The following is an 18,997-nucleotide window of genomic DNA, read 5'->3' as shown; positions in this document are numbered from 1 at the left end:
CGTTCTTCCGGCACACCGAGGTCTGGCCCGACCTCGTGCTGCCCGATCTGCGCGTCGCGATCGAGTACGACACGGTCGGGCGGCATGGGCTCGAGCACGTCGGCAGACGCCAGGAGTCCGATCTGCGCAAAGACAGGCACCTGCGTTCGGCGGGGTGGGAGATCGTGCGCATCCGGACCGGGCGTCTGGAGATGCTCGGGCCCTTCGACCTGCAGATGTCGTCGGTGTCGGCCCCGGGCATCGAGCGCATCATCGACAGGCTCAGAGAGATCCGCGGCCCGCTGATCGTCGACGCGTATCTGACGCCGGGATGACGGGTCTCCGGGGCATCCAGGCTCAGATCGGCAGCGTCCGTCGCCGGACAGCATCCCATTCGGAAGCGATGAACGTGGCGCGCCCCGCGGCGACGATCTGCGCATTGCGATGAGGCCCCATCTCGGGATGCATCGTGAGGCCGCCGACGACGAGACTCGGGATCTCGCGCGCGATGCACTCGACGCTGCCGCGCACCAGCAGCTCTGCGGTCTGCTCGGGCGAGGTCGCCGCACCGATCACCGAGTCATCGTGGGCGACCAGCGTCTCGATCCAGACCCGCTGCACGCTGTCGGGGTCGAGCGTGTAGCGGAGCAGCCCCTGCGGGGCCGCCTCGACGACCATCTCGATGGCGCCGTCGGACGCCGCCTCTGCAGGCACGCGATCGCTCATGGCAAGTCCCCCGACTCGAGCGGTCCCACGCCGCCGTCGGCCCAGGATACTGCTGAACGGCCGTTCAGAGAACGCGGCGAACTTTCTTCGCGATCGCCCTTACCGTTCGCAGGATCCTGCCGATAGTCATGGTGGGGAGAGGATAGGGACAGCGGAGGACCTGTGACAAGCACTTACATCGAGACGGGTGGACACGTTCGCGTGTACGACGATGCCGTCCGCACGCATCAGATGTTCCCTCTCGGAACGTATCGGGTCCATTTCTCCTCGAAAGAGGGATTCAGTCTCATCAGGATCGACGATCTCACCGTCGGTGACGAGCGCATCTACGGCGGTCGGGATCGCAAGGTCGCGAAGATCTTCCGGTCGTATGCTCTCGCGGAGCGCAGTCTCGGCGTCATGCTCTCGGGCGACAAAGGCATCGGAAAGTCCCTGTTCCTGCGAATGGTCGCCGAGGCCGCGCGCGAGCAGCGGCTGCCAGTGGTCGTGGTGTCGGAGGATCACGACGGCATCGTGGAGTTCCTCGACAGCCTCGACGAATGCCTCATCGTGTTCGACGAGTTCGAGAAGATCTTCCCGGCCGGACGCCGTGGCAGCACCGATGGGGGGAACCGCCAGAACCAGTTCCTGTCGCTGTTCGACGGCCTCTCCGCCGTGAAGCGCATCTACTGCCTGACCGTGAACGACGTGGCCGATGTCAGCACCTACCTCGTGAACCGCCCCGGTCGCTTCCACTACCACATGCGTTTCGAGTACCCCGGCCCGGACGAGGTCCGGCAGTACCTCGTCGACCAGGCGCCGAACGCCCACCCCGACGAGATCGAGAACGTCGCCCTCTTCTCCCGTCGAGCGCGGCTGAACTACGACCACCTGCGCGCGATCGCGTTCGAGCTCGAGCAGCCGGATTCCCTCTTCGCGGAGGTCGTGGAGGATCTGAACATCAAGTCGATCGAGCCCAGCACCTATCGCATCGAGGCGCGGTTCCCCGACGGCAAGGTCTGGTCCGACGAGGTCGAGATGAATCTCTTCGAACGCGGGGATGTCGGCCGCACCTTCGAACTGCGCAACGCGACCCGCTCGATCTTCGTGTCCTTCACCCCGAAGGACCTCATCTTCGAGCCCGACGGCGGCATCTTCGTGCCGATCACTCGACTCGACATCCTCGACGACGAAGACGAGGAACCCGAGATCTATCCCACGTCGGTCAGTCTCGCCCTCGTGGGGCAGACGGCATACGGCTTCGGGCTGTGAACGGAGCGACCGTCAGAGCCTGAGCGGCTGTGGCACGAGCGCTCGGGTGAGGCTGCGCCCGCCGGCGGCGATCCGCTCGAGATACGCGTCGAGGGTGGGCCCGGCGGAGCGGGACGCGGGCGCCGAATCGGATGCGGTGACGGGGCCACTCTGACCGTCGTCGGCGTAATGGCGGTCGAGCGCATCGCGCAGCATCCGCACCCCTTCGGCCCGCTGCTGCGAGACCGCCGCATGCGAGACTCCGAGCTCCGCGGCGATCTCGCCCACCGTGCGGTCGTCGAAGTAGATCGCGCGGACGATGTACCGCCGTCGTTCGGGCAGCGCCTGGACGGCGCGATGCAGCAGGGCATCGCGCTCCGCGGACATCACGAGCTCATCCGGCAGGAACCCCGGCCAGGCGACCTGGTCCGCCTCTCCCGCATCGAGGCTCGTGATCGTGAGGAGGTCGGCGTCCGCGAGGCTCTCCCGCACCTCGGTCGGTTCGATGCCCATCGTCGCGGCGATCTCCGACGCGCTCGGGATTCGGCCGAGTGATGCCCCGAGGGTCTCGCGCACTCTCGTCGTCTGTCGCGCACGACTGCGCACGTCTCGCGGAGCCCAGTCCATCGCGCGAAGCTCGTCCCGGAGCGCCCATTTGACCCGACTCGTCGCATACGCGCCGAACGGAACACCGAGGCTCGGGTCGAAGGTGTCGGCCGCCCGGATCAGCGCGAGGGAACCCGCCGAGGCCAGGTCGTCGCGGGACACATGTGTCAGCCGGGATGCCACATGAGCAGTCGCCACCCCCACGATGTGCAGGTGGTCGACGACGAGCTGGTTGCGTGCACGCAGGGGCATTGCACACCGCCCTTTCCACTGTCAGCGCAAGCCCTCCCCAGCGACTCACAGTGCGGCCACACCCCAGCGGCCAGACGTCCGTTCCTCTCCATGCTAGAGCCGCCACAGGCACGAAAGATCCCCGATGGCCAAAACCACCGGGGATTCTCGTTTACGTTCAGATAACGATGATCAGTCGTTCACCTTCACACGACGGTTAACCTCACGCGTGGCGGAGAACTTGAGCACCGTGTAGTCGGTGACCTCTGCCGAGTCCTCGGTCTTCGCGAACTGCACGCGATGCCCCTTGTGCGTCTGCGGATAGAACTTCCCGAAGTTGGTGAGTGTCACCGTGTTTCCCTGGCTGACCAGGTCGAGCAGTTCGTCGATCATGGCGTTGTACGCGGTCTGTGCGGCATGAACCGAGATCCCACCCCGTCGTGCGAATCGCTGCACGAACTCACGCTTGCTCACGCGGTTGGCCTCGAGCGTCTTTGATGTGCTCATCTGCTTACCGTCCCAATGGTTCCGCTCGTCACCGAGCGTCTTGCGCTGTACCCCTACCAGCGGCGCCCGCGGCGCGACGACATCGAAATCTCCGTCGACGACCCCGGGATGTGCCAGTACCCCAGCCTGTGCTCTTCGAGGGTAGCCCCTCTTGCTTGATATACGCAGTGAACTTCGATATCCCCTGATCTTCGAAGTTCTTCGTTCCTTCGCGCTACTGCGCCAGCGCGGGTTCCTCCAGTGCGGCGGCGCGTATCGACGCCTGCGCTCTCCTGGCGAGTCTGACCGAGCTCTCGATCTGATCGCGGATGTCCCGGCCGTGCGCGTCACGACGGACGGACAGGTCACTCCTCCGCAGGGTCTTCGTGTTGACCACCACCGCTCCGGCCTCGATCAGCAGATCGGCGCGGATGCCGTAGGCGCGGCCGACGACGATGCCGTCGACATCGATCAGGTCGCTGACGTTGTCACCCGCGACGCTCTCGATCGCTGCGAGCTGATCGTCCGAGTAGGGGGCGCAGTGCGCGGGGCGACCATCCGATGCCTCGGGAACGAGCGCGAGATCGGTCTCCCCCGGCGCTCGTCGATCTCCCGGGTGCACCCGCCCGTCGAGGAAGTGAGTGACGACACCGCCATCGGTCACGACACGGTCGTCGTAGGCCATGACGACGATGTTCACTCCCCTCGTCGCGCCTGCGCCGTGGATCCTGGATCGAAGATCTACCACTTCGTTCTCCTGTGCCTTCGTGGCGACTCCGCGTCAGCGCGGCCGCCGTGGTGTCGGACTCGCGCCGGATCAGGCGCCGAGAAGCGCGCGGAACGGGTACGACGGATCGTCGAGGATCACCTGCGCCGCGACCCCCGTCTCGGCATGGACGATGAGGGGAGCCCGGAGGTTGACGAAGACCCCGCCGTCCGAAGGATTTGCCACGACGAACACGCGGATGTCGAGCGGCTCGACAGCACCGATCTCGTCACGGACTCCTGCGGAGAAGACCGGGTCGTAGTCGACGTCCGCCGTGCGTGCGTCGAGAAGGAAGAGCCGCACATCGGCGTCGGTCGCCCGCAACGCGTAGAGCCCCTCCGCCCCGCCGATCGGCTCGAGGCGGAACGTCGTGTACGGACTCAGGCCCGGCATCGGAGAGACGAACTCGACATCGCGGGGTGCGGCCTCGATCATCTGAGCGGGTGTCGATGCGTCGGTGGCGGTCATCGCAGGAACTCCATGAGGTTGGTCTGCAGCGACCGTGCCGTCACCTGCAGAGCGGACTGGAAGACGAGCTCGGCGGACTGCAGGTGCACGAGCACCTCGAGGGAGTCGACGTTCTCGACCTCGGTGCGTCGTGCCTCGAGATCGATGGACGTCGACAGATTCTGAGCCGTCGCGCGCTCGAGCTGCACCTGGCGAGCCCCCGTGGCGCCGCGGGCCGAGACGACTGCTTCGAGACGCGCGTCGATGTCGTTGAGCCGCCCGCCGATGTTCGCGCCGCCGCGCAACTCGGCCGCGATGTCGTTCAACAGCGCGAAGGCGCTGTTCGCTCCCTGCCCGAAGGCCTGAGCTCCGTCATAGTCGACGCGCACCGTCTCGTTGTCGCTGATCCGGCGCTGCACCCCCTCGCCGGGTGCGCCGTTGAACGCGAAGGTCGTCGGATCGAACGTAGCGCTCGCATCACTGGTTCCGGCGAAGATGTTGCGGCCGAGCAGCGTCGTGTTCGCCTGCGAGAGCAACTCCTTGCTGATGGTCTCGAGTTCCTGCGCGATGGAGTCGCGGGCGGTCGGACTCAGAGCACCCGAGTTCGCGCCCTGCGCGACGAGATCGCGGGCCCGGTTGAGAAGATCCGAGCTGGCGCCGAGCGCCGTGTCGACTGTGGTGACCCAGGCCATGCCATCGCTGAGATTGCGCGCGAACTGCGCGACACGGGACTGATCTCCGTGCACGCCGATGGCCGTCGCTGCGGCCGCCGGGTCTTCGCTCGGTGAACGGAACGCCCGCTGCGACGCCGCCTGGTTCTGAAGCCGCTCGCGGTCGGCGAGGTTGGTCTGGAGCGTCCGCAGCGACTGCTGGGTCATGGTGGTGCTCGTGATGCGACCGATCATGGTCTCTCCCGGGGTCAGCGGCCGACGAGGCCTGTGCGGTTGATCAGCAGGTCGAGTGCTTCATCCATCGCGGTGAGCACACGTGCCGCTGCCTGATACGCGGTCTGATACGTCAGCAGGTTGACCGTCTCCTCGTCGCCGTCGACCGATGCGTTCGACTGCTGTGCGGTGACGGCGGCGACCGCGCCCATGTCGGCCACGTCGGCACGCTGCAGATCACCGGCGACGGTGACCGCGAAGCCGGTGACGAAGCTCGTCCAGGTCTTGCTCGGGCCTGTCGCCGACGTACCCAGGGCGCTGATGCGATCCGCGATCGTGGTGTCCTTGGCTCCGGCCCCCGGAGCCGCGAGTGCGAGGTCGTCGAGTCCGGTCGGGACGACACGGAGTCCGAGAGCCGCCGGGCCCGTGGCGTCGAGCGCGAAGAAGTCGCCCCCTGGCGCGCCCGACGAGGTGACTCCGCCACGGTGCAGGTCGTTCACAGCAGTGGCGAGGCTGGTGGCCGTCTGGTTGTAGGCCGCCGCGACCGCGGCGAGGGAGCCGCCGTCGGCTGCCGGGGCCAGAGCGCTGATCGTGCCGCCGATCACCCCACCGGTCATGGGCACCGCGACACCGGGGCGATCCGCCCAGGCGACCACGATGCGCCCCGCATCCTCGATCTCACGCGGACCACTCGTCACCAGCGCGCGGCTCGAGTCGCCCGACACGAGGGCGTTGCCGTCCACACGCAAGGTCAGTGTCCCGTCCGCCTCGACGACACCGGTCGCCCCGACCGTCGTCGAGATCTTCTGGGCCAGGACGTTGCGCTGGTCGATGAGCTCGTTGGCGTTGCGTCCGGCGTTCAGAGCGTCGCGGATCTTGCCGTTGAGCGCGGCGACCTGTCCTGCTGCCGCATTGACGTCGGCGACGTCACGATCGACCTGGCCGCGCAGATCCGTCCACTGCCCGGCGATCGCCTGATACCCCGCGGCGATCTGACCGATCAGAACCGAGGCATCGGTGAGCACCACCTGGGCCGCCGCGGAGTCCGGCGTGTTCGCGAGGTCGGACCATCCTGACCAGAAGCGATTGAGATTCGCGGCGAGACCGTCTTTCGTGGGTTCGGCCATCGTGTTCTCGGCCTGGCTGGCGGCACTCGCGCGGGCGGACCAGAACCCCGACGTCGACAGGGCGTCTCGCACGCGAGCGTCGAGGACGTTGTCGCCGAGACGGGCGACTCCTGTGACGGCCACGCCCGCACCGGCGCCGAATCCCGTCTTCCACACCCCCGAGAGTCCCGGCGCGGAGACGGGGGTCTGAGCGACTCGCTGGCGCGTGTAGCCGGAGGTCGTCTGGTTGGCGATGTTCTGGCCGGTGACGGTCATGCCCGCACGAGCGGCGCTGAGAGCGGATTCGGCGAGTCGGAGTCCTGCGAAAGAAGACATGGTCACCTCACATCCGAGTGTCGAGGAGCCGCGCGTCCGCATCGCGGACGACACCCCCCGTGGGGTCGTACTCGCCGGTCGGGGCTCCCAGGCCGGCGATGGTCTCCTGCGTCACACGGATCGCCGTGCGCAGCCGCTGCTCGTTGATCTGCTTCATCTGCTGGATCTCATCCGCCAGCGCGACCATCGTGTCGAGGTGTCCGCTGAGCACCTCGCGCCATGCGTCGGTCGGCGCGGCATCGATCAGCTCGCGGAGTGAGGTGGCTTCGGGCACTCCCCACTCGTCGGCCACCGAGACGACCAGCGCATCCCGCGAGAGCGCGACCGTGGGCATGGCCGCGATCACCCGCTCGATCTCGTTCGCCGCGTGACGGATCCACCGGTTTCGTCCGGTCGCGAGCAGCATCTGCTGTTCGTCCAGCTTGAAGAGCAGCAGCTCGAGCATCTCGCGCTCGCGCATCAGCTGCATGCTCAGGTCGTGAGCAGCCACGGTTCGTCACCTCGTCAGTCGCGGTTTCCCTGACGGGGTAGCCCGTCATGTCGACGACTATCGCGACAACACGCCCGGCAGTAACTCGCGTGGCGACGTCACGGTGCCACCGGCAGCACTCCGGCAGATGTGCGTGAACGATTCAGGGGGTCTGACGCACCCGCCCCAGCGCGCCCAGCAGCGCCCTCTCCGCCGAGTCGTCAGCAGAGGACTCCACCGCGGCCTGGTTCGCATCGCTCACGGCGACCACGATCTCGGCACGGTGGATCCGCGTCTCCCGCGGAGCGTCGATCCCGATCCGAACCCCGCCGGGCGTGACCGCCAGGATCGTCACCGTGATGTCATCACCGATCACGATGCTCTCGTTCGCGCGCCTCGTCAGTACCAGCATGCTCGTCGTCCGCCTTCCATGGCTTGTGCGGGTGCGCACCGTACTCGAGCAAACATACTGTATTCCACTCGTAAATGAGTGGATCATGCACGTCAGATCGAGGCGCTCGGCAGCGCGGAGCGCGTCATGCGGACCACCCCGACGACGTCGGTCGCCATGCCACCGGCCGCAGCCTCGTCGTATGAGAGCACCGGCAGACCGCTGACCTGCGGCGCCACGAGCCGGCGGACGGCCTGACGCAGAGACGGAGCGCAGACGAGCACGGGCTCCGGGCCGAGCTGATCGAGCTCCGTCACCGTGCGGCGCACACTGTCGATCACCTGCATCGTCGACTCGGGCGTGAGCACGATCTGCGCCTGCCCGTCGATCACCCGCATGCCCTCGAGCATCTGCTGTTCGAGGGTGGGATCGAACATGACGACCCTGATGCGCCCCTCCTCTGCGAATCGCGCCGCGATCGCGGGCCCGAGTGCCGCCCGGGCGGCGTCGATGAGAGCCGGGGTCTCGGTCGAGGTCTTGCCGCGCAGGGCCAGCGCCTCGTAGATGCGGGCCAGATCGTTGATCGGCACCCGTTCGGCCAGGAGTCCGGCGAGGACGCGCTGGATCGCCGCGAGCGACAGCACCGCCGGGGTGAGCTCCTCCACCGTCGTGGGACTCGACTGCTTGAGATGCTCGGTCAGCTGGCGCACGTCTTCGAGCGACAGCAGCCGGTCTGCCTGGCCCTGCACGACGTCGGACAGGTGCGTGATGATGACGCTGACCCGATCGATCACCGTGGCGCCTGCCATGTCGGCGGCGTGCGACATCTCGGCCGGCACCCACTTGCCCTCGAGACCGAACACGGGGTCGACGACCGCAGCGCCGGGAAGCTGCTCGAGACCGGTGCCGAGCGCCAGGACGTGCCCCCGCGGCACCGCCCCTCGGCCGACCTCGACCCCTGCGATCAGGATCGCGTAGGTCTGGGCCGGAAGGTCGATGTTGTCGCGTGTGCGCACGGGAGGCATCAGGATGCCGATGTCGAGCGCGAGCTTGCGTCGCAGCGACTTCACCCGTGTGAGCAGGTCGCCCGCTCCCCCGGATGCGAGGTCGACGATGTCCGGCGACAGGGAGATCTCGAGGGCATGGACGCGCATGCGGTCCATGAGCTCTTCGGGCCCCTCGGCTGCGGAGTCGCTCGCCTCCTTCTGCAGCGCCTCGACCTCGAGTTCCGCCTCGCGGACCTCGTTCGCCTTGACGCGGGATGCGGCGAAGAGCAGCACCGCTCCGATCGCGAGGAAGACGAGCAACGGCATCCCCGGGATGAATCCCATCGCGATCGCCGCGAGGCCGGTGATCACCAGCGCGTTGCGCGACTGCATCAGCTGGCGCCCCGCCGCCTGCCCCATCTCGGACTCGGCATTCTCGCGAGTCACGATCATGCCCGTGGAGACGGCCATGAGCAGCGCGGGGATCTGCGTGACGAGCCCATCGCCGATCGTCAGGATGCTGTAGGTCTCGAAGGCCTCACCGACCTCCATGCCGTGCTGCAGCATGCCGATGATGATGCCGCCGACGAAGTTGATGACGACGATGACGATGCCGGCGATCGCATCGCCCTTGACGAACTTCGACGCGCCGTCCATGGCGCCGTAGAAGTCTGCCTCGGCGGCGACCTCGGCGCGGCGCTGCCTGGCCTCGGTATCCGTGATGAGACCGGCATTCAGGTCGGCGTCGATCGCCATCTGCTTACCCGGCATCGCGTCGAGGGTGAAGCGCGCGCCCACTTCGGCGACGCGCTCGGCACCCTTCGTCACGACGACGAACTGGATCACGGTGAGGATCAGGAAGATCACCGCACCGATCACCAGTGATCCGCTGATGGTGATCTGCCCGAAGGCCTGGATCACCTGTCCGGCGTGCGCCTCGCTGAGCACGAGCCTGGTGGAGGCGACGTTCAACCCGAGCCGGAACAGCGTCGCGACCAGCAGCAGGCTCGGGAACACCGAGAAGTCCAGCGGCTTCTTCACGAACATCGCCGTGAGCAGGATGAGCAGCGCGAAGGAGATGTTGAGCACGATGAGCACGTCGAGCAGCGGCGTCGGGATCGGCACGATGAGCAGCAGGATGATGCCGACGACCCCGACGGGCACGGCTCCCTTGGACAGCAGTTGACCGATCATGCGGTCCTCACCTTCGCGTTCCGGTTCTCATCGTCTCGTGCCCCTTGTGTCCGTGGCATCTGTCTGGGCCCGCTCACAGCCCGCGCTCCCGTGTGCTGGCGAACGGCATCGTGTGCGTGCCGCGGGCCGATCCCCGTCGCTTGAGATGCTCGATGAAGGCGAGCACCTGCGCCACAGCCGTGAAGAGCTCCTCGGGGATCTCCCGCCCGATGTCGCACGCCGCGTGCAGGGCGCGTGCGAGCGGCACGTCGCGGATCATCGGCACGCCTGCCTCCTCGGCCTTCTCCCTGATCTTCTGCGCCACGATCCCCGCCCCCTTGGCCACCACACGGGGCGCCGACTTGCCGGGCTCGTACCGCAGCGCCACCGCCACGTGCGTCGGATTCACGAGGACGACATCGCTGTCACCGACGGCCGCGATCATGCGGTTCCGACTCATGGCGATCTGACGCGAACGCCGCTGCGAGCGCACGAGGGGATCACCCTCGGTCTTCTTGTGCTCGTCCTTCGCCTCGTTCTTCGTCATGTGCGTGTGCTTGCGATTGCGTCGCATGACCACGGCGACGTCCAGTGCCGCCAGGATGATGCCGACGACGACCGCGACCTGCAGCAGCGCCGCCGCTCCCCCGGCCGCCTGCTCGAGAAGCCAGGTGATGTTGTGGCTGCCGCTGGCCATCAGCACCGGCACGAGTCCGGACACCACGATCCACAGCGCCACGCCGATCGCGACGGTCTTGAGAAGCGCCTTCGCGCCCTCCCAGAGCGCCTGCTTGCCGAACACCCTCATGAGGCCGGTGGCGAGGTTGAACTGCTCGGTGCGCATGGTCACTCCGCGCAGATGGATGCCGCCCTGCGCCACGGCAGTGGCGGTGGTGGCGAGCAGCACCACGATCAGCATCGGCAGCAGGATGCCGCCCAGCGATCCGAACGCGGCGCCGAGCACGTCGAGCGCGGCCGCGTCGGTCGGATGATCCGCGACCTGCGTCACCCCGAGGAAGAGCTCGGTCAGCACCTGCGTGCTCGAGGCGATCGTCGGAACGATCATCACGGCGGCCGCACCGATGCACACCCACGCGGTGAAGTCCTGACTGCGGCCGATCTGCCCCTTCTTGATCGCCTCCTTCAGCCGACGTTCGGTGGCCTTCTCGGTGCGTTCTCCGCTTCCTCCGTCGCTCATCGGGTCACCTCCACGAGCAGAGTGGCGGCGGTGTCGGCGATCACGGCGACGACAGCGGGCAGTGCGGCGTAGACGAAGCCGACCAGGAGCAGAGTGAGACCGATCTTGATCGGGAATCCCATCGCGAAGGCGTTGAGCGCCGGAGCCACGCGGGAGACGAGTCCGAGCCCGACGTCGGCGAGGAACAGCACGATCAGCAGCGGTCCCGCGATCTGCACGGCGCTGAGCATCATCTGCCCCGCCGCGCCGACGAGCGCGTGAGCCGGCTCGGCGAGATCGATCATCCCCGTCACCGGTACGGCATCGAACGATCGGAAGAGCCCCGCGAGCACCAGCTGATATCCGTCCGACGCGAACAGCAGGACGATCGCGGTCATCTGGAACAGTCGCGTGAACTGGGCGCCGTTGATCGCCATTCCCGGGTCGAACGCCTGCGCGAGCTGGAAGCCCCCGAAAGTGTCGATGAGGTGGCCCGCCCCCTGGATCGCGCTGAACAGGATCATGACCAGAAAGCCCAGCAGCAATCCGGTCAGGGCCTGGCCCACGAGAGCGAACAGGAAGCCGCCGGTGTCGAGCCGCTCGTAGCCCGCGGAGACGACCGGAGAGACGGCGAGAGCGAGCCCCACTCCGAGCATCGCGCGGATGCGCATCGGGATCGTGCCATGACTGAACGGCGGAGCGATCACCAGGAAGGCTGTGATGCGCACGCAGGCGAGCGACGTCGCTTCGAGCCAGAGGAAGTCGATCGGGATGTTCATCAGCCGCCGTTCAACAGCGACGGGATGCGCGCGAACATCTCGTTCGTGAAGGCGATGATCTCGGCGATCATCCACTGCCCGCTCACGAGCAGCGCGATGCCGACGGCGATGAGCTTCGGCACGAACGAGATCGTCATCTCCTGCACCTGGGTGATCGACTGCAGCAGGGAGATCGCGAAGCCGACGACGAGTGCCGTGATCAGCAGGGGGGCGCACAGTTTGGCGCCGACGATCAGCGCAGCCGTGCCGATGTCGATGACCGCTTCGGGAGTCATCCGCCACCCCCGCTGTACGACTGCACGAGAGCCGTGATCACCATGCCCCAGCCGTCGACGAGGAGGAACAACAGGATCTTGAACGGCAGCGAGATCATGACCGGCGGGAGCATCATCATTCCCATCGACATCAGCGCGCTGGCGACGACGAGGTCGATCACGAGGAACGGCACGAAGATGATGAACCCGATCAGGAATGCGGCGCGCAGCTCGCTGATCATGAACGCGGGGACGAGCGTCTGCAGCGGGATGCTCGAGGGATCCGTCGGGTTGTCGAGCTGGGCGGCCCGATACATGAGCGCGATGTCCTCTTCGCGCGTGTACGAGAGCATCCACTGGCGCAGCGGCTCCTGGGCGAGCTCGAAGGCGCGACCGAAATCGATCTGCCCCGCGGTGAAGGGGCTCACGGCGACGGCATTGATGTCGGTCAGCACGGGCCACATGATGAACAGCGTCAGGAACAGGCTGAGGCCGGCGAGGACCTGGTTCGGGGGGATCGACGGCAGCGAGAGCGCGTTGCGGGTGAGCGCGAGCACCACGAAGATCTTGGTGAAGCTCGACATCATCAGCAGGAGCGCGGGAGCGACGCTGAGCACCGTGATGCCCAGCAGGGTCATGATGCTGTCAGACGGCGTGCCGTTGATGCCGTTGATCGTCCCCCCGCCGCTGCCGCCGCCGTCGTCGACGGTCTCGGTCGGCAGCATCGTCCCGGCCGCGTGCGCTCCGGATGCGCTCCACAGCACGATGAGCGCAGCCACCGCCGCCCCGACCACGACCAGCAGACCGGCACGTCGCGTCAGACGCCACGCGCGCGCGGGCGACGTGGTGGGAGACGCGGATGGGGGCACGGCGGCACTCCGAAGATGGGTGACGTGGCCGATCCGTAGCCGGGGTGTCGAGCGATCCGTGCTCGCAGTCGACTATCGCGACAGGATGCTCAGGCGTAACCGCGCCGGTGTCGCGTCAGGCGACCGAGCGCAGCGCACGATCGACGATGTCGTTCGGGAGCTCATCCGCCACGCCCGCCGTCTCGTCGACCTCGTCGTCCTCGACGAGCGGCGCCTCCTGCGTGTCGACCACGTTGATGCCGTGCTCGGTCACGCCCAGGACGTAGCGGATGCCGCCGAACTCGGCGACCACGAGCTGCGCCTTGCCGCCGATGCCCGACCGCGCCACGACCGTGATCTTCTCGGCCCGCGGCTTCGCACCGCTCGCCGTCTTGGGGGGCCGCAGCTCGGTCAGCCGCGCGAGCTTCTTCGGCATCAGCCCCGCGAGTGGGTTGCCCCCGGCGTTCTGGCTCTTCTGCAGGCGGCGGCTGAGGAACAGCAGCAGCCCGAGCACCGCCGCGAGGGCGACGACCGCGCGCAGCGCGACGAGCAGATCGTCCACTGTCAGACCGTCTCGGCGCCGTCGAGGATGCGCTCGACGCGGATCGCGAAGTCGCCCTCGGCGACCACGACGGTGCCGTACCCGATGAGGCGACCGTTGAGCTTGATGTCCGCGGGCGACCCCGCGGCACGATCCAGCTCGACCACACGGCCCGGCTCGAGCGCCAGCACATCGCGCACCGGCATCCGTGTGCGCCCGATCTCGACGACCAGCTCCATCTCCACACCCGCGATCCGGCTGAGACGCTGCGGGCCCTGACCGGCACCGGTCTGCCCGCCGTCGATCCGCACCGACGTGCGAGCGACGACGACGCCCTCGGCATCGACCAGGTCGAACACCTGGGTGCCGGGCTCGGCGAAGGTCTCCGCGGCGTCGACCGACTCCGCGGCCCCGAGTGCTCCGGCGCCGAGCACGGCTGCCGCGGCCTCGAAGATCGGATGCAGCCGATCCGCGATCTTCGCGGAGGGAGAGCCGTCGTCGAGCTGCGACGGGTCGGCGATCTGGATCGCGATCCGTGCGCCGGGAGTCCCCGCGAAGGTGACCGCGACCGCGTCGCCTGCAGCGCCGGGGTCGGTCGACGGTGCGGGGATGACGGGGAAGCCGAACGGCAGCTTGCCGGCAATCGCCGCGGCGACGGCTGTCTCGTGGAAGGTGCTCATCAGTGGGTCTCCTCGGGGATGGTCGTGATCTTGCAGGTGAGCCGCGAGCCGCGGCTTCCCGGAGTCGCACGCGCGATCGTCGTACTCCCGGCGACGAGCTCGAACGGGGCGGTCTCGGCGTGCGGAAGCCGCAGCAGGTCTCCCGGCGCGAGGTCGAGCACCTCGCCGGCACCGATCGTCAGCGGTGCCAGGCGGAGTGCGAGCTCGAGCGGCGTGCTCCGCACCTGGTCGAGCGTCTGACGCGGAGTGTGCGCGGCGCCGGAGTCCGAGCCCGTCGCCGCGAGTCGATCGACGACCGTCGATGCCGGAAGCATGACCGTGGCCGTGCTCTCCGCATCGCCGAGCCGCATCGTGTACCGGGCGACGATCACGGCCGCGGCCGCGGATATCACCTGCATGTACTGCGGGTTGTAGTGCACGGCGGCGTATCGCGGTTCGTCCGGCAGGAGGGCGCCGAGGCTCGCGTGGAGGTGCTCGAATGTGCCCTCCATGAGGTTGCGCACGAGCGCGAGTTCGATCGGGGTGAACGTGCGCGCGTCCGGCGGCGCCGCTGTCCGACCGCCCATCATCTGCACGACCCACAGCAGTGCGCTGTCGAGTCCGAACTGCACGACGCAGGGCTCATCGCGCCCGTCGAACGTTCCTGTGACCATCGCGGTCGTGCTCGGCAGCGTCTCGGCGTACTCCTCATAGGACACGAGGTCGACGCTCTCGAGAGCCAGGTGCGCGCGCACCCGGATCTTCGCGGTCAGCTGCGATGACCACAGCCGCGCGAACGACTCGAAGGCTGCTTCGAGATGACGTGTGCTCTCGCGCCCCAGCTGAGCGGGACGGCTGAAGTCGTACTCGGCGTGGGGCACGCTGCCCTCGTACGTCAGGACGGATGCGGTCATGGGCGTCTCCTCGACTGACAGGCTCACGTGGCGTCAGCTCCCCTCTGCCGCAGCTGCGATCGCCGGGATCAGCGCTCGCACCTGCTCTTCCTCGGTCGACTCGACGACGATGTCGACTCGTCTGTTTCCGGCCAGCGCCTCCGGGCTGTCGCCCGCGACGAGGGGGCGCGTGTCCGAGAAGGCGGTCGCCTTCACCCGGGGGCCGCCGACACCCTCGTGCTCGACCAGGAACCGCGCGACCTGGGTGGCCCGCCCGCCGGACAGCTCCCAGTTCGTCGGGAACGGGTCGGCCGAGACACGATGGTCGGCGTGGCCCTCGACGCTCACCTGGTTGCCGACCGTGACCAGCACGTCGCCGATCGCATCGAGCACGGCATCCGCCTTGCCCGTGAGTGCGGTGCTGTTGTCGGAGAAGAAGGTCTCGGCTCCGATCAGTCCGACGTTCAGCCCGCGATCGTCGATCACGAACTCGACGGCATCCTGCAGTCCCTGCACCTGGAGCGCCGAGTGCATGCGCTCCTTCAGATCCTCGAGCGACTCGTACTCGACCTCGGCACGGGCCGTGAGGTCGACCACTCCGTCCTCATCCTGCAGCTCCGGCGGGATGATCATGCCCTCGGCGGTGTCGGCACCGCCCTCGGTGGCCTCCTGACCGAAGCCGGTGGCCAGGCTGTTGGCGAGGAGCTCGAACTTGGTCTTGTCGACGTTCGAGACGGCGAAAAGCACGATGAACAGACACATGAGCACCGTGACCATGTCGGCGTAGGACACGGCCCAGCGCTCGTCAGGCTCGTCATGCCCCTCGTCGTCGTGGCCCCGACCGCGCGACCGGCGGCTCATGCTCACGGCGAGTCCTCCACGGACTGCACCTTCTTCTTCGCCGCCTTGGGCGCCACGGTCGACAGGGCCTCGAGCCGCTCCTGCAGCAGGTGCGGCGCGCTGCCGGCCTGGATCGCGAGCATCCCTTCCGCGACGAGGGTCATGCGCTCCAGCTCGACCGCGCCGATGCGGCCCAGCCGCCCCGCGATCGGGTTCCAGATGAAGTTGGCAGACAACAGACCCCACAGCGTGGCGACGAAGGCGGCGGCGATCATCGGACCGAGGTGGTCGGGCTCATCGAGCTTCTCGAGGACGTGCGTGAGCGAGACGACCGTGCCGACGATGCCGATCGTCGGGGCGTACCCACCCAATGACGCGAAGAACTTCGACGCGACGCGGTTGCGTGACGACGTCGCCGTGATCTCGTCATCCATCGTCATGCGCAGATCCTCGGCGTCCGTACCGTCGGCGAGTGCCTGCAAGGCCTGTCGGGTGAACGCGTCGGGGGCGGAGTCGAGCTCCTGCTCGAGTGACAGCAGACCCTCGCCGCGAGCCTTCTCGGCGTATCCGACGAGGAAGGGGATCACGGCCTCCGGCGTCGCCTTCGGCCCCCGCACCATACGTCCGAGGCTCTTGACCGCGATGATCGTGTCTCGCATCGTGTGGCTCGCGATGCCGACGCCGATGGTCGACCCCAGGACCAGGATCATGGGAGCCGGAATGAGCAGCGCCTGGAAGCTCGCTCCCTCCATCGTGATCATGGCGACCAGCGCGCCGAACGCGAGGATGACGCCGATGATGAATGCGGGATCCATCGTCACTCCCCCGTCTTCGAGGTCATCGCCTGGGCGACGTGCAGCACACGGGCGCGATACGCGACGATGAGGTCGACGACCGCGTCCAGTTCCTCCGCGACGACGTACACATGACCGTCGATCATGTGCAGCGTCGTGTCGGGCGATGCCTGGATACGTTCGATCAGGTCGGGGTTGACCGCGAACCGCGTGCGGTCGAGGCGGGTGACGGTGATCATCGGATCGTCTCCGAGCGTGGGGGGAAGGGCGAGTCCGCCCGACTATCGCGACGGGAAGGGGCACCGGTAACCGACAGCACGAGAGGCCCCCGCCCTCTGCGGGAGCCCCTCGATATGCGGTGTCGGATCAGCGCTTGAGCTGCGTGAGCTCCTGGAGCACCTCGTCGCTCGTGGTGATGATGCGCGCGTTGGCCTGGAACCCGCGCTGGGCGACGATCAGGTTCGTGAACTCCTGCGAGAGGTCGACGTTGCTCATCTCGAGCGCGCCGGAGACCAGATCGCCGAAACCGGCCTGACCGGCCTCGCCCATGCGCACGGCACCGGAGTTGACCGAGGCGCGATAGGCGCTTCCACCGGCCTTCTCCAGTCCCTCGGGGTTCGCGAAGGTCGCCATCGCGATCTTGCCCAGCGTCTGCGTGGCGCCGTTGCTGAACGTGCCCACGATCGAGCCGTCGCCGGTGATGCTGTAGGACTTGAGGGTGCCGGCCGCCGCGCCGTCCTGATCGGTGACGGCGACGGTCGAGAGGGTCGCGTAGCCGGTGACCGCCGTGAGATCGACGCTCACTCCGCCGACCGCGAGGGTGAGCCCCGGGGCGGCCTGCGCACCGTCCGTGAAGCTGAGGGCACCGGTGGCACCGCTCGTCGGCTCCTCGACGTCCCAGCCGGTGGCGGTCTTCGTGAAGGTCAGGCTCAGCGTCGACGGGGTTCCCTGTGCGTCGAAGACCGTGACGTCACGCACCAGCTCGTCACCGACCGCCGCGGTCGACGGGAGGTTTCCCGTGACCGTCGCAGACGTGGTCTGGCGCGCGGGCGAGACGACATCGAGAGGAAGCACGATGTTGCCGACGGCCTGACCGGTGTTGACCACACCGTCCTGCGCCGACCAGCCCTGCACCACTGCGCCGTCGGCCGTGACCATCTTGCCGGTCGGGTCGAAGGAGAATCCGCCGGCGCGCGTGTACAGCGTCTCGCCGCCCGAGCGGACCGCGAAGAATCCGTCGCCCGAGATCATGAGGTCGCCACCGCGGCCCGTCGCCTGCGCAGAGCCCTGCGCGAAGTTGGTACGCACGCCGGCGACCTGCACACCGAGGCCGACCTGCGCGGGGTTGCGACCGCCGACCTCGTCGTCGGGGATGCCCGGGTTGCCGATGAGCTGCGAGAGCGAGTCCTGGAACAGCACCGACGAGCCCTTGAATCCGGCGGTGTTGACGTTGGCGATGTTGTTGCCGGTGACGTCGAGCATGGTCTGGTGGGAACGGAGTCCGGAGATGCCGGAGTAGAGCGAGCGAAGCATGTGTGTCTCTCTTCCTGTGGATATGCGAGGTCAGGCCGCGGCGGGGGTGTCCGGCGTGGCGGGGGTCTGGGGATCTGCGGGGGTCTGCGGTGCCGCGGGGGTCTGCGGTGTGGTGCTCACCGTGGCGATGCCGGTGATCGCGTCGAGGGACACGCTCGTGTCGCCGATCGTCACTTGAGGCACGGGCCCGTCGAACGACACCTTGGTCACGATGCCGGTCACGGTCTTGCCGTCCGCGTCCTTGTAGCTCGCCTCCTGGCCGATGAGGGCCGTCGCGGCCTGGCGCATGTTCAGCGCGAACGCCTCGGTGCCGTTCTCCGTGAGGGTGGTGAGCTGCTCCATCATGGCGAGCTGGGTGGTCTGCGAGATCATCTCGTTGGTGTCCATCGGATTCGACGGATCCTGGTGGGTGAGCTGAGTGACGAGGAGCTTCAGGAACACCTCCCCGTCGAGGGTCTGCTTGCGGGCAGCGGGGTCGGTCGATCCGGTGGTGTGGATCGACGTGGGTGCGCTCACGGCGTCGACGGTCATGGAAAGGGGTCCTCTCAGGCGAAGATGTCGAGGCCCTCGCCGACGCCGGCGCGGGTGCTGGTGGAGATGCGGATGATGTGGGCGAGGTCGTCGCCGTGGTCGTTGGCGGATCGCCGTCCGCCCTGTTCGGGGGCTCCGTCGCGGGAGGATCCCTGGTCGCTCGACGCACCATCGGCACCCGGCTGACCGCCACGCCCGGCGCTCGCGTCTGCGGAGGACGCGGTGCTCACCGAGAGAGTGGCGTGCGGGGCCACCGCGGCGAGGTCACGCCGCAGATCGGCGACGATCGACCGCAGAGCGTCGCGCCCGGCATCCGTGCCGCCGATCAGCTC

The 18,997-nt window shown here is 67.8% G+C and carries 24 protein-coding genes and 1 pseudogene; 2 read left to right on the top strand and 23 right to left on the bottom strand.

Going from position 1 to position 18,997, the window contains the following annotated elements:
- Positions 1–314: pseudogene (locus tag RTM68_RS10145) on the top strand (hypothetical protein); the annotation flags it as partial.
- 22 nt (positions 315–336) lie between these two features.
- On the opposite strand, the gene RTM68_RS10140 reads toward RTM68_RS10145, so the two are convergent.
- A complete protein-coding gene (locus RTM68_RS10140) occupies positions 337–705 on the bottom strand; it encodes a hypothetical protein (RefSeq protein ID WP_312170532.1) in 369 nt (122 codons plus the stop codon).
- 162 nt (positions 706–867) lie between these two features.
- Between RTM68_RS10140 and RTM68_RS10135 the strand changes: the two genes are divergently transcribed.
- Complete coding sequence (locus RTM68_RS10135) at positions 868–1,956, top strand: AAA family ATPase (protein WP_312170530.1); 1,089 nt, start codon at positions 868–870, stop codon at positions 1,954–1,956.
- Between the two features lie 12 nt (positions 1,957–1,968).
- Here the strand turns inward: RTM68_RS10135 and RTM68_RS10130 are convergent, their stop codons facing one another.
- The 22 genes from RTM68_RS10130 to RTM68_RS10025 form a co-directional block, all read right to left on the bottom strand.
- Positions 1,969–2,793: a sigma-70 family RNA polymerase sigma factor gene (locus RTM68_RS10130; protein ID WP_312170529.1), complete on the bottom strand. Its 825-nt coding sequence runs from the start codon at positions 2,791–2,793 to the stop codon at positions 1,969–1,971.
- 171 nt (positions 2,794–2,964) lie between these two features.
- Positions 2,965–3,279 carry an HU family DNA-binding protein gene (locus tag RTM68_RS10125; protein ID WP_312170528.1) on the bottom strand — a complete coding sequence of 105 codons (315 nt, stop codon included), beginning with the start codon at positions 3,277–3,279 and terminating at the stop codon, positions 2,965–2,967.
- 214 nt (positions 3,280–3,493) lie between these two features.
- Positions 3,494–3,958 carry a hypothetical protein gene (locus RTM68_RS10120; protein WP_312170526.1) on the bottom strand — a complete coding sequence of 155 codons (465 nt, stop codon included), beginning with the start codon at positions 3,956–3,958 and terminating at the stop codon, positions 3,494–3,496.
- A gap of 117 nt (positions 3,959–4,075) precedes the next feature.
- Positions 4,076–4,492 carry a flagellar assembly protein FliW gene (locus RTM68_RS10115; RefSeq protein ID WP_312170524.1) on the bottom strand — a complete coding sequence of 139 codons (417 nt, stop codon included), beginning with the start codon at positions 4,490–4,492 and terminating at the stop codon, positions 4,076–4,078.
- Entirely contained in the window at positions 4,489–5,376 is an 888-nt protein-coding gene (gene flgL / locus RTM68_RS10110; protein ID WP_312170522.1) for a flagellar hook-associated protein FlgL, read from the bottom strand. Before flgL ends, RTM68_RS10115 begins: the two co-directional genes overlap by 4 nt.
- Before the next feature lie 14 nt (positions 5,377–5,390).
- A complete protein-coding gene (gene flgK, locus RTM68_RS10105) occupies positions 5,391–6,797 on the bottom strand; it encodes a flagellar hook-associated protein FlgK (RefSeq protein ID WP_312170520.1) in 1,407 nt (468 codons plus the stop codon).
- A gap of 7 nt (positions 6,798–6,804) precedes the next feature.
- The gene (locus RTM68_RS10100; protein ID WP_194765529.1) at positions 6,805–7,287 is read right to left on the bottom strand and encodes a flagellar protein FlgN; all 483 of its coding nucleotides are present in this window, start codon (positions 7,285–7,287) and stop codon (positions 6,805–6,807) included.
- Between the two features lie 142 nt (positions 7,288–7,429).
- Positions 7,430–7,678, bottom strand: a complete 249-nt coding sequence (gene csrA / locus RTM68_RS10095; protein WP_312170518.1) for a carbon storage regulator CsrA — start codon at positions 7,676–7,678, stop codon at positions 7,430–7,432.
- A 92-nt stretch (positions 7,679–7,770) separates the two neighbouring features.
- Positions 7,771–9,837 (bottom strand): flagellar biosynthesis protein FlhA, encoded by a 2,067-nt coding sequence (locus RTM68_RS10090; RefSeq protein ID WP_312170517.1) that lies wholly within the window; start codon positions 9,835–9,837, stop codon positions 7,771–7,773.
- A gap of 73 nt (positions 9,838–9,910) precedes the next feature.
- The gene (locus RTM68_RS10085) at positions 9,911–11,014 is read right to left on the bottom strand and encodes an EscU/YscU/HrcU family type III secretion system export apparatus switch protein (RefSeq protein WP_312170515.1); all 1,104 of its coding nucleotides are present in this window, start codon (positions 11,012–11,014) and stop codon (positions 9,911–9,913) included.
- Entirely contained in the window at positions 11,011–11,772 is a 762-nt protein-coding gene (locus RTM68_RS10080) for a flagellar biosynthetic protein FliR (RefSeq protein WP_194765533.1), read from the bottom strand. Before RTM68_RS10080 ends, RTM68_RS10085 begins: the two co-directional genes overlap by 4 nt.
- The gene (gene fliQ / locus RTM68_RS10075) at positions 11,772–12,047 is read right to left on the bottom strand and encodes a flagellar biosynthesis protein FliQ (protein WP_194765534.1); all 276 of its coding nucleotides are present in this window, start codon (positions 12,045–12,047) and stop codon (positions 11,772–11,774) included. The genes RTM68_RS10080 and fliQ overlap by 1 nt, the downstream gene beginning before the upstream one ends.
- Positions 12,044–12,895, bottom strand: a complete 852-nt coding sequence (gene fliP / locus RTM68_RS10070) for a flagellar type III secretion system pore protein FliP (protein ID WP_396654222.1) — start codon at positions 12,893–12,895, stop codon at positions 12,044–12,046. The genes fliQ and fliP overlap by 4 nt, the downstream gene beginning before the upstream one ends.
- Positions 12,896–13,010: 115 nt before the next feature.
- Positions 13,011–13,436 (bottom strand): flagellar biosynthetic protein FliO, encoded by a 426-nt coding sequence (locus RTM68_RS10065; protein WP_312170512.1) that lies wholly within the window; start codon positions 13,434–13,436, stop codon positions 13,011–13,013.
- A 2-nt stretch (positions 13,437–13,438) separates the two neighbouring features.
- Complete coding sequence (locus tag RTM68_RS10060; protein ID WP_312170510.1) at positions 13,439–14,095, bottom strand: FliM/FliN family flagellar motor switch protein; 657 nt, start codon at positions 14,093–14,095, stop codon at positions 13,439–13,441.
- Positions 14,095–14,988, bottom strand: a complete 894-nt coding sequence (locus RTM68_RS10055) for a flagellar motor switch protein FliM (RefSeq protein ID WP_312170509.1) — start codon at positions 14,986–14,988, stop codon at positions 14,095–14,097. Before RTM68_RS10055 ends, RTM68_RS10060 begins: the two co-directional genes overlap by 1 nt.
- A 33-nt stretch (positions 14,989–15,021) precedes the next feature.
- Positions 15,022–15,828: a flagellar motor protein MotB gene (locus tag RTM68_RS10050; protein ID WP_312170508.1), complete on the bottom strand. Its 807-nt coding sequence runs from the start codon at positions 15,826–15,828 to the stop codon at positions 15,022–15,024.
- A gap of 2 nt (positions 15,829–15,830) precedes the next feature.
- Positions 15,831–16,622 (bottom strand): MotA/TolQ/ExbB proton channel family protein, encoded by a 792-nt coding sequence (locus tag RTM68_RS10045; RefSeq protein WP_312170507.1) that lies wholly within the window; start codon positions 16,620–16,622, stop codon positions 15,831–15,833.
- 2 nt (positions 16,623–16,624) lie between these two features.
- A complete protein-coding gene (locus RTM68_RS10040) occupies positions 16,625–16,840 on the bottom strand; it encodes a flagellar FlbD family protein (protein WP_312170506.1) in 216 nt (71 codons plus the stop codon).
- Positions 16,841–16,967: 127 nt separating this feature from the next.
- On the bottom strand, positions 16,968–18,134 hold the full coding sequence (locus RTM68_RS10035) for a flagellar hook protein FlgE (RefSeq protein WP_312170504.1): 1,167 nt from the start codon (positions 18,132–18,134) through the stop codon (positions 16,968–16,970).
- 30 nt (positions 18,135–18,164) lie between these two features.
- Positions 18,165–18,665 (bottom strand): flagellar hook capping FlgD N-terminal domain-containing protein, encoded by a 501-nt coding sequence (locus tag RTM68_RS10030; protein ID WP_312170503.1) that lies wholly within the window; start codon positions 18,663–18,665, stop codon positions 18,165–18,167.
- Positions 18,666–18,679: 14 nt separating this feature from the next.
- The coding region (locus RTM68_RS10025; RefSeq protein ID WP_312170501.1) for a hypothetical protein at positions 18,680–18,997 on the bottom strand (318 nt) is incomplete at its 5' end.

The sequence above is a fragment of the Microbacterium sp. genome (assembly GCF_031988965.1).
Lineage (GTDB): Bacteria > Actinomycetota > Actinomycetes > Actinomycetales > Microbacteriaceae > Microbacterium.
The sequence above is the reverse complement of the archived record's forward strand: the minus strand, read 5'-3'. Positions and strand labels throughout refer to the sequence as shown.

Excerpts from the sequence above, each read along its gene's own strand:
- RTM68_RS10140 (WP_312170532.1), bottom strand. The coding sequence starts at position 705 with ATGAGCGATCGCGTGCCTGCAGAGGCGGCGTCCGACGGCGCCATCGAG.
- RTM68_RS10130 (WP_312170529.1), bottom strand. The coding sequence starts at position 2,793 with ATGCCCCTGCGTGCACGCAACCAGCTCGTCGTCGACCACCTGCACATC.
- RTM68_RS10125 (WP_312170528.1), bottom strand. The coding sequence starts at position 3,279 with ATGAGCACATCAAAGACGCTCGAGGCCAACCGCGTGAGCAAGCGTGAG.
- RTM68_RS10115 (WP_312170524.1), bottom strand. The coding sequence starts at position 4,492 with ATGACCGCCACCGACGCATCGACACCCGCTCAGATGATCGAGGCCGCA.
- flgL (WP_312170522.1), bottom strand. The coding sequence starts at position 5,376 with ATGATCGGTCGCATCACGAGCACCACCATGACCCAGCAGTCGCTGCGG.
- flgK (WP_312170520.1), bottom strand. The coding sequence starts at position 6,797 with ATGTCTTCTTTCGCAGGACTCCGACTCGCCGAATCCGCTCTCAGCGCC.
- csrA (WP_312170518.1), bottom strand. The coding sequence starts at position 7,678 with ATGCTGGTACTGACGAGGCGCGCGAACGAGAGCATCGTGATCGGTGAT.
- RTM68_RS10090 (WP_312170517.1), bottom strand. The coding sequence starts at position 9,837 with ATGATCGGTCAACTGCTGTCCAAGGGAGCCGTGCCCGTCGGGGTCGTC.
- RTM68_RS10085 (WP_312170515.1), bottom strand. The coding sequence starts at position 11,014 with ATGAGCGACGGAGGAAGCGGAGAACGCACCGAGAAGGCCACCGAACGT.
- RTM68_RS10080 (WP_194765533.1), bottom strand. The coding sequence starts at position 11,772 with ATGAACATCCCGATCGACTTCCTCTGGCTCGAAGCGACGTCGCTCGCC.
- fliQ (WP_194765534.1), bottom strand. The coding sequence starts at position 12,047 with ATGACTCCCGAAGCGGTCATCGACATCGGCACGGCTGCGCTGATCGTC.
- RTM68_RS10060 (WP_312170510.1), bottom strand. The coding sequence starts at position 14,095 with ATGAGCACCTTCCACGAGACAGCCGTCGCCGCGGCGATTGCCGGCAAG.
- RTM68_RS10055 (WP_312170509.1), bottom strand. The coding sequence starts at position 14,988 with ATGACCGCATCCGTCCTGACGTACGAGGGCAGCGTGCCCCACGCCGAG.
- RTM68_RS10050 (WP_312170508.1), bottom strand. The coding sequence starts at position 15,828 with ATGAGCCGCCGGTCGCGCGGTCGGGGCCACGACGACGAGGGGCATGAC.
- RTM68_RS10045 (WP_312170507.1), bottom strand. The coding sequence starts at position 16,622 with ATGGATCCCGCATTCATCATCGGCGTCATCCTCGCGTTCGGCGCGCTG.
- RTM68_RS10040 (WP_312170506.1), bottom strand. The coding sequence starts at position 16,840 with ATGATCACCGTCACCCGCCTCGACCGCACGCGGTTCGCGGTCAACCCC.
- RTM68_RS10035 (WP_312170504.1), bottom strand. The coding sequence starts at position 18,134 with ATGCTTCGCTCGCTCTACTCCGGCATCTCCGGACTCCGTTCCCACCAG.
- RTM68_RS10030 (WP_312170503.1), bottom strand. The coding sequence starts at position 18,665 with ATGACCGTCGACGCCGTGAGCGCACCCACGTCGATCCACACCACCGGA.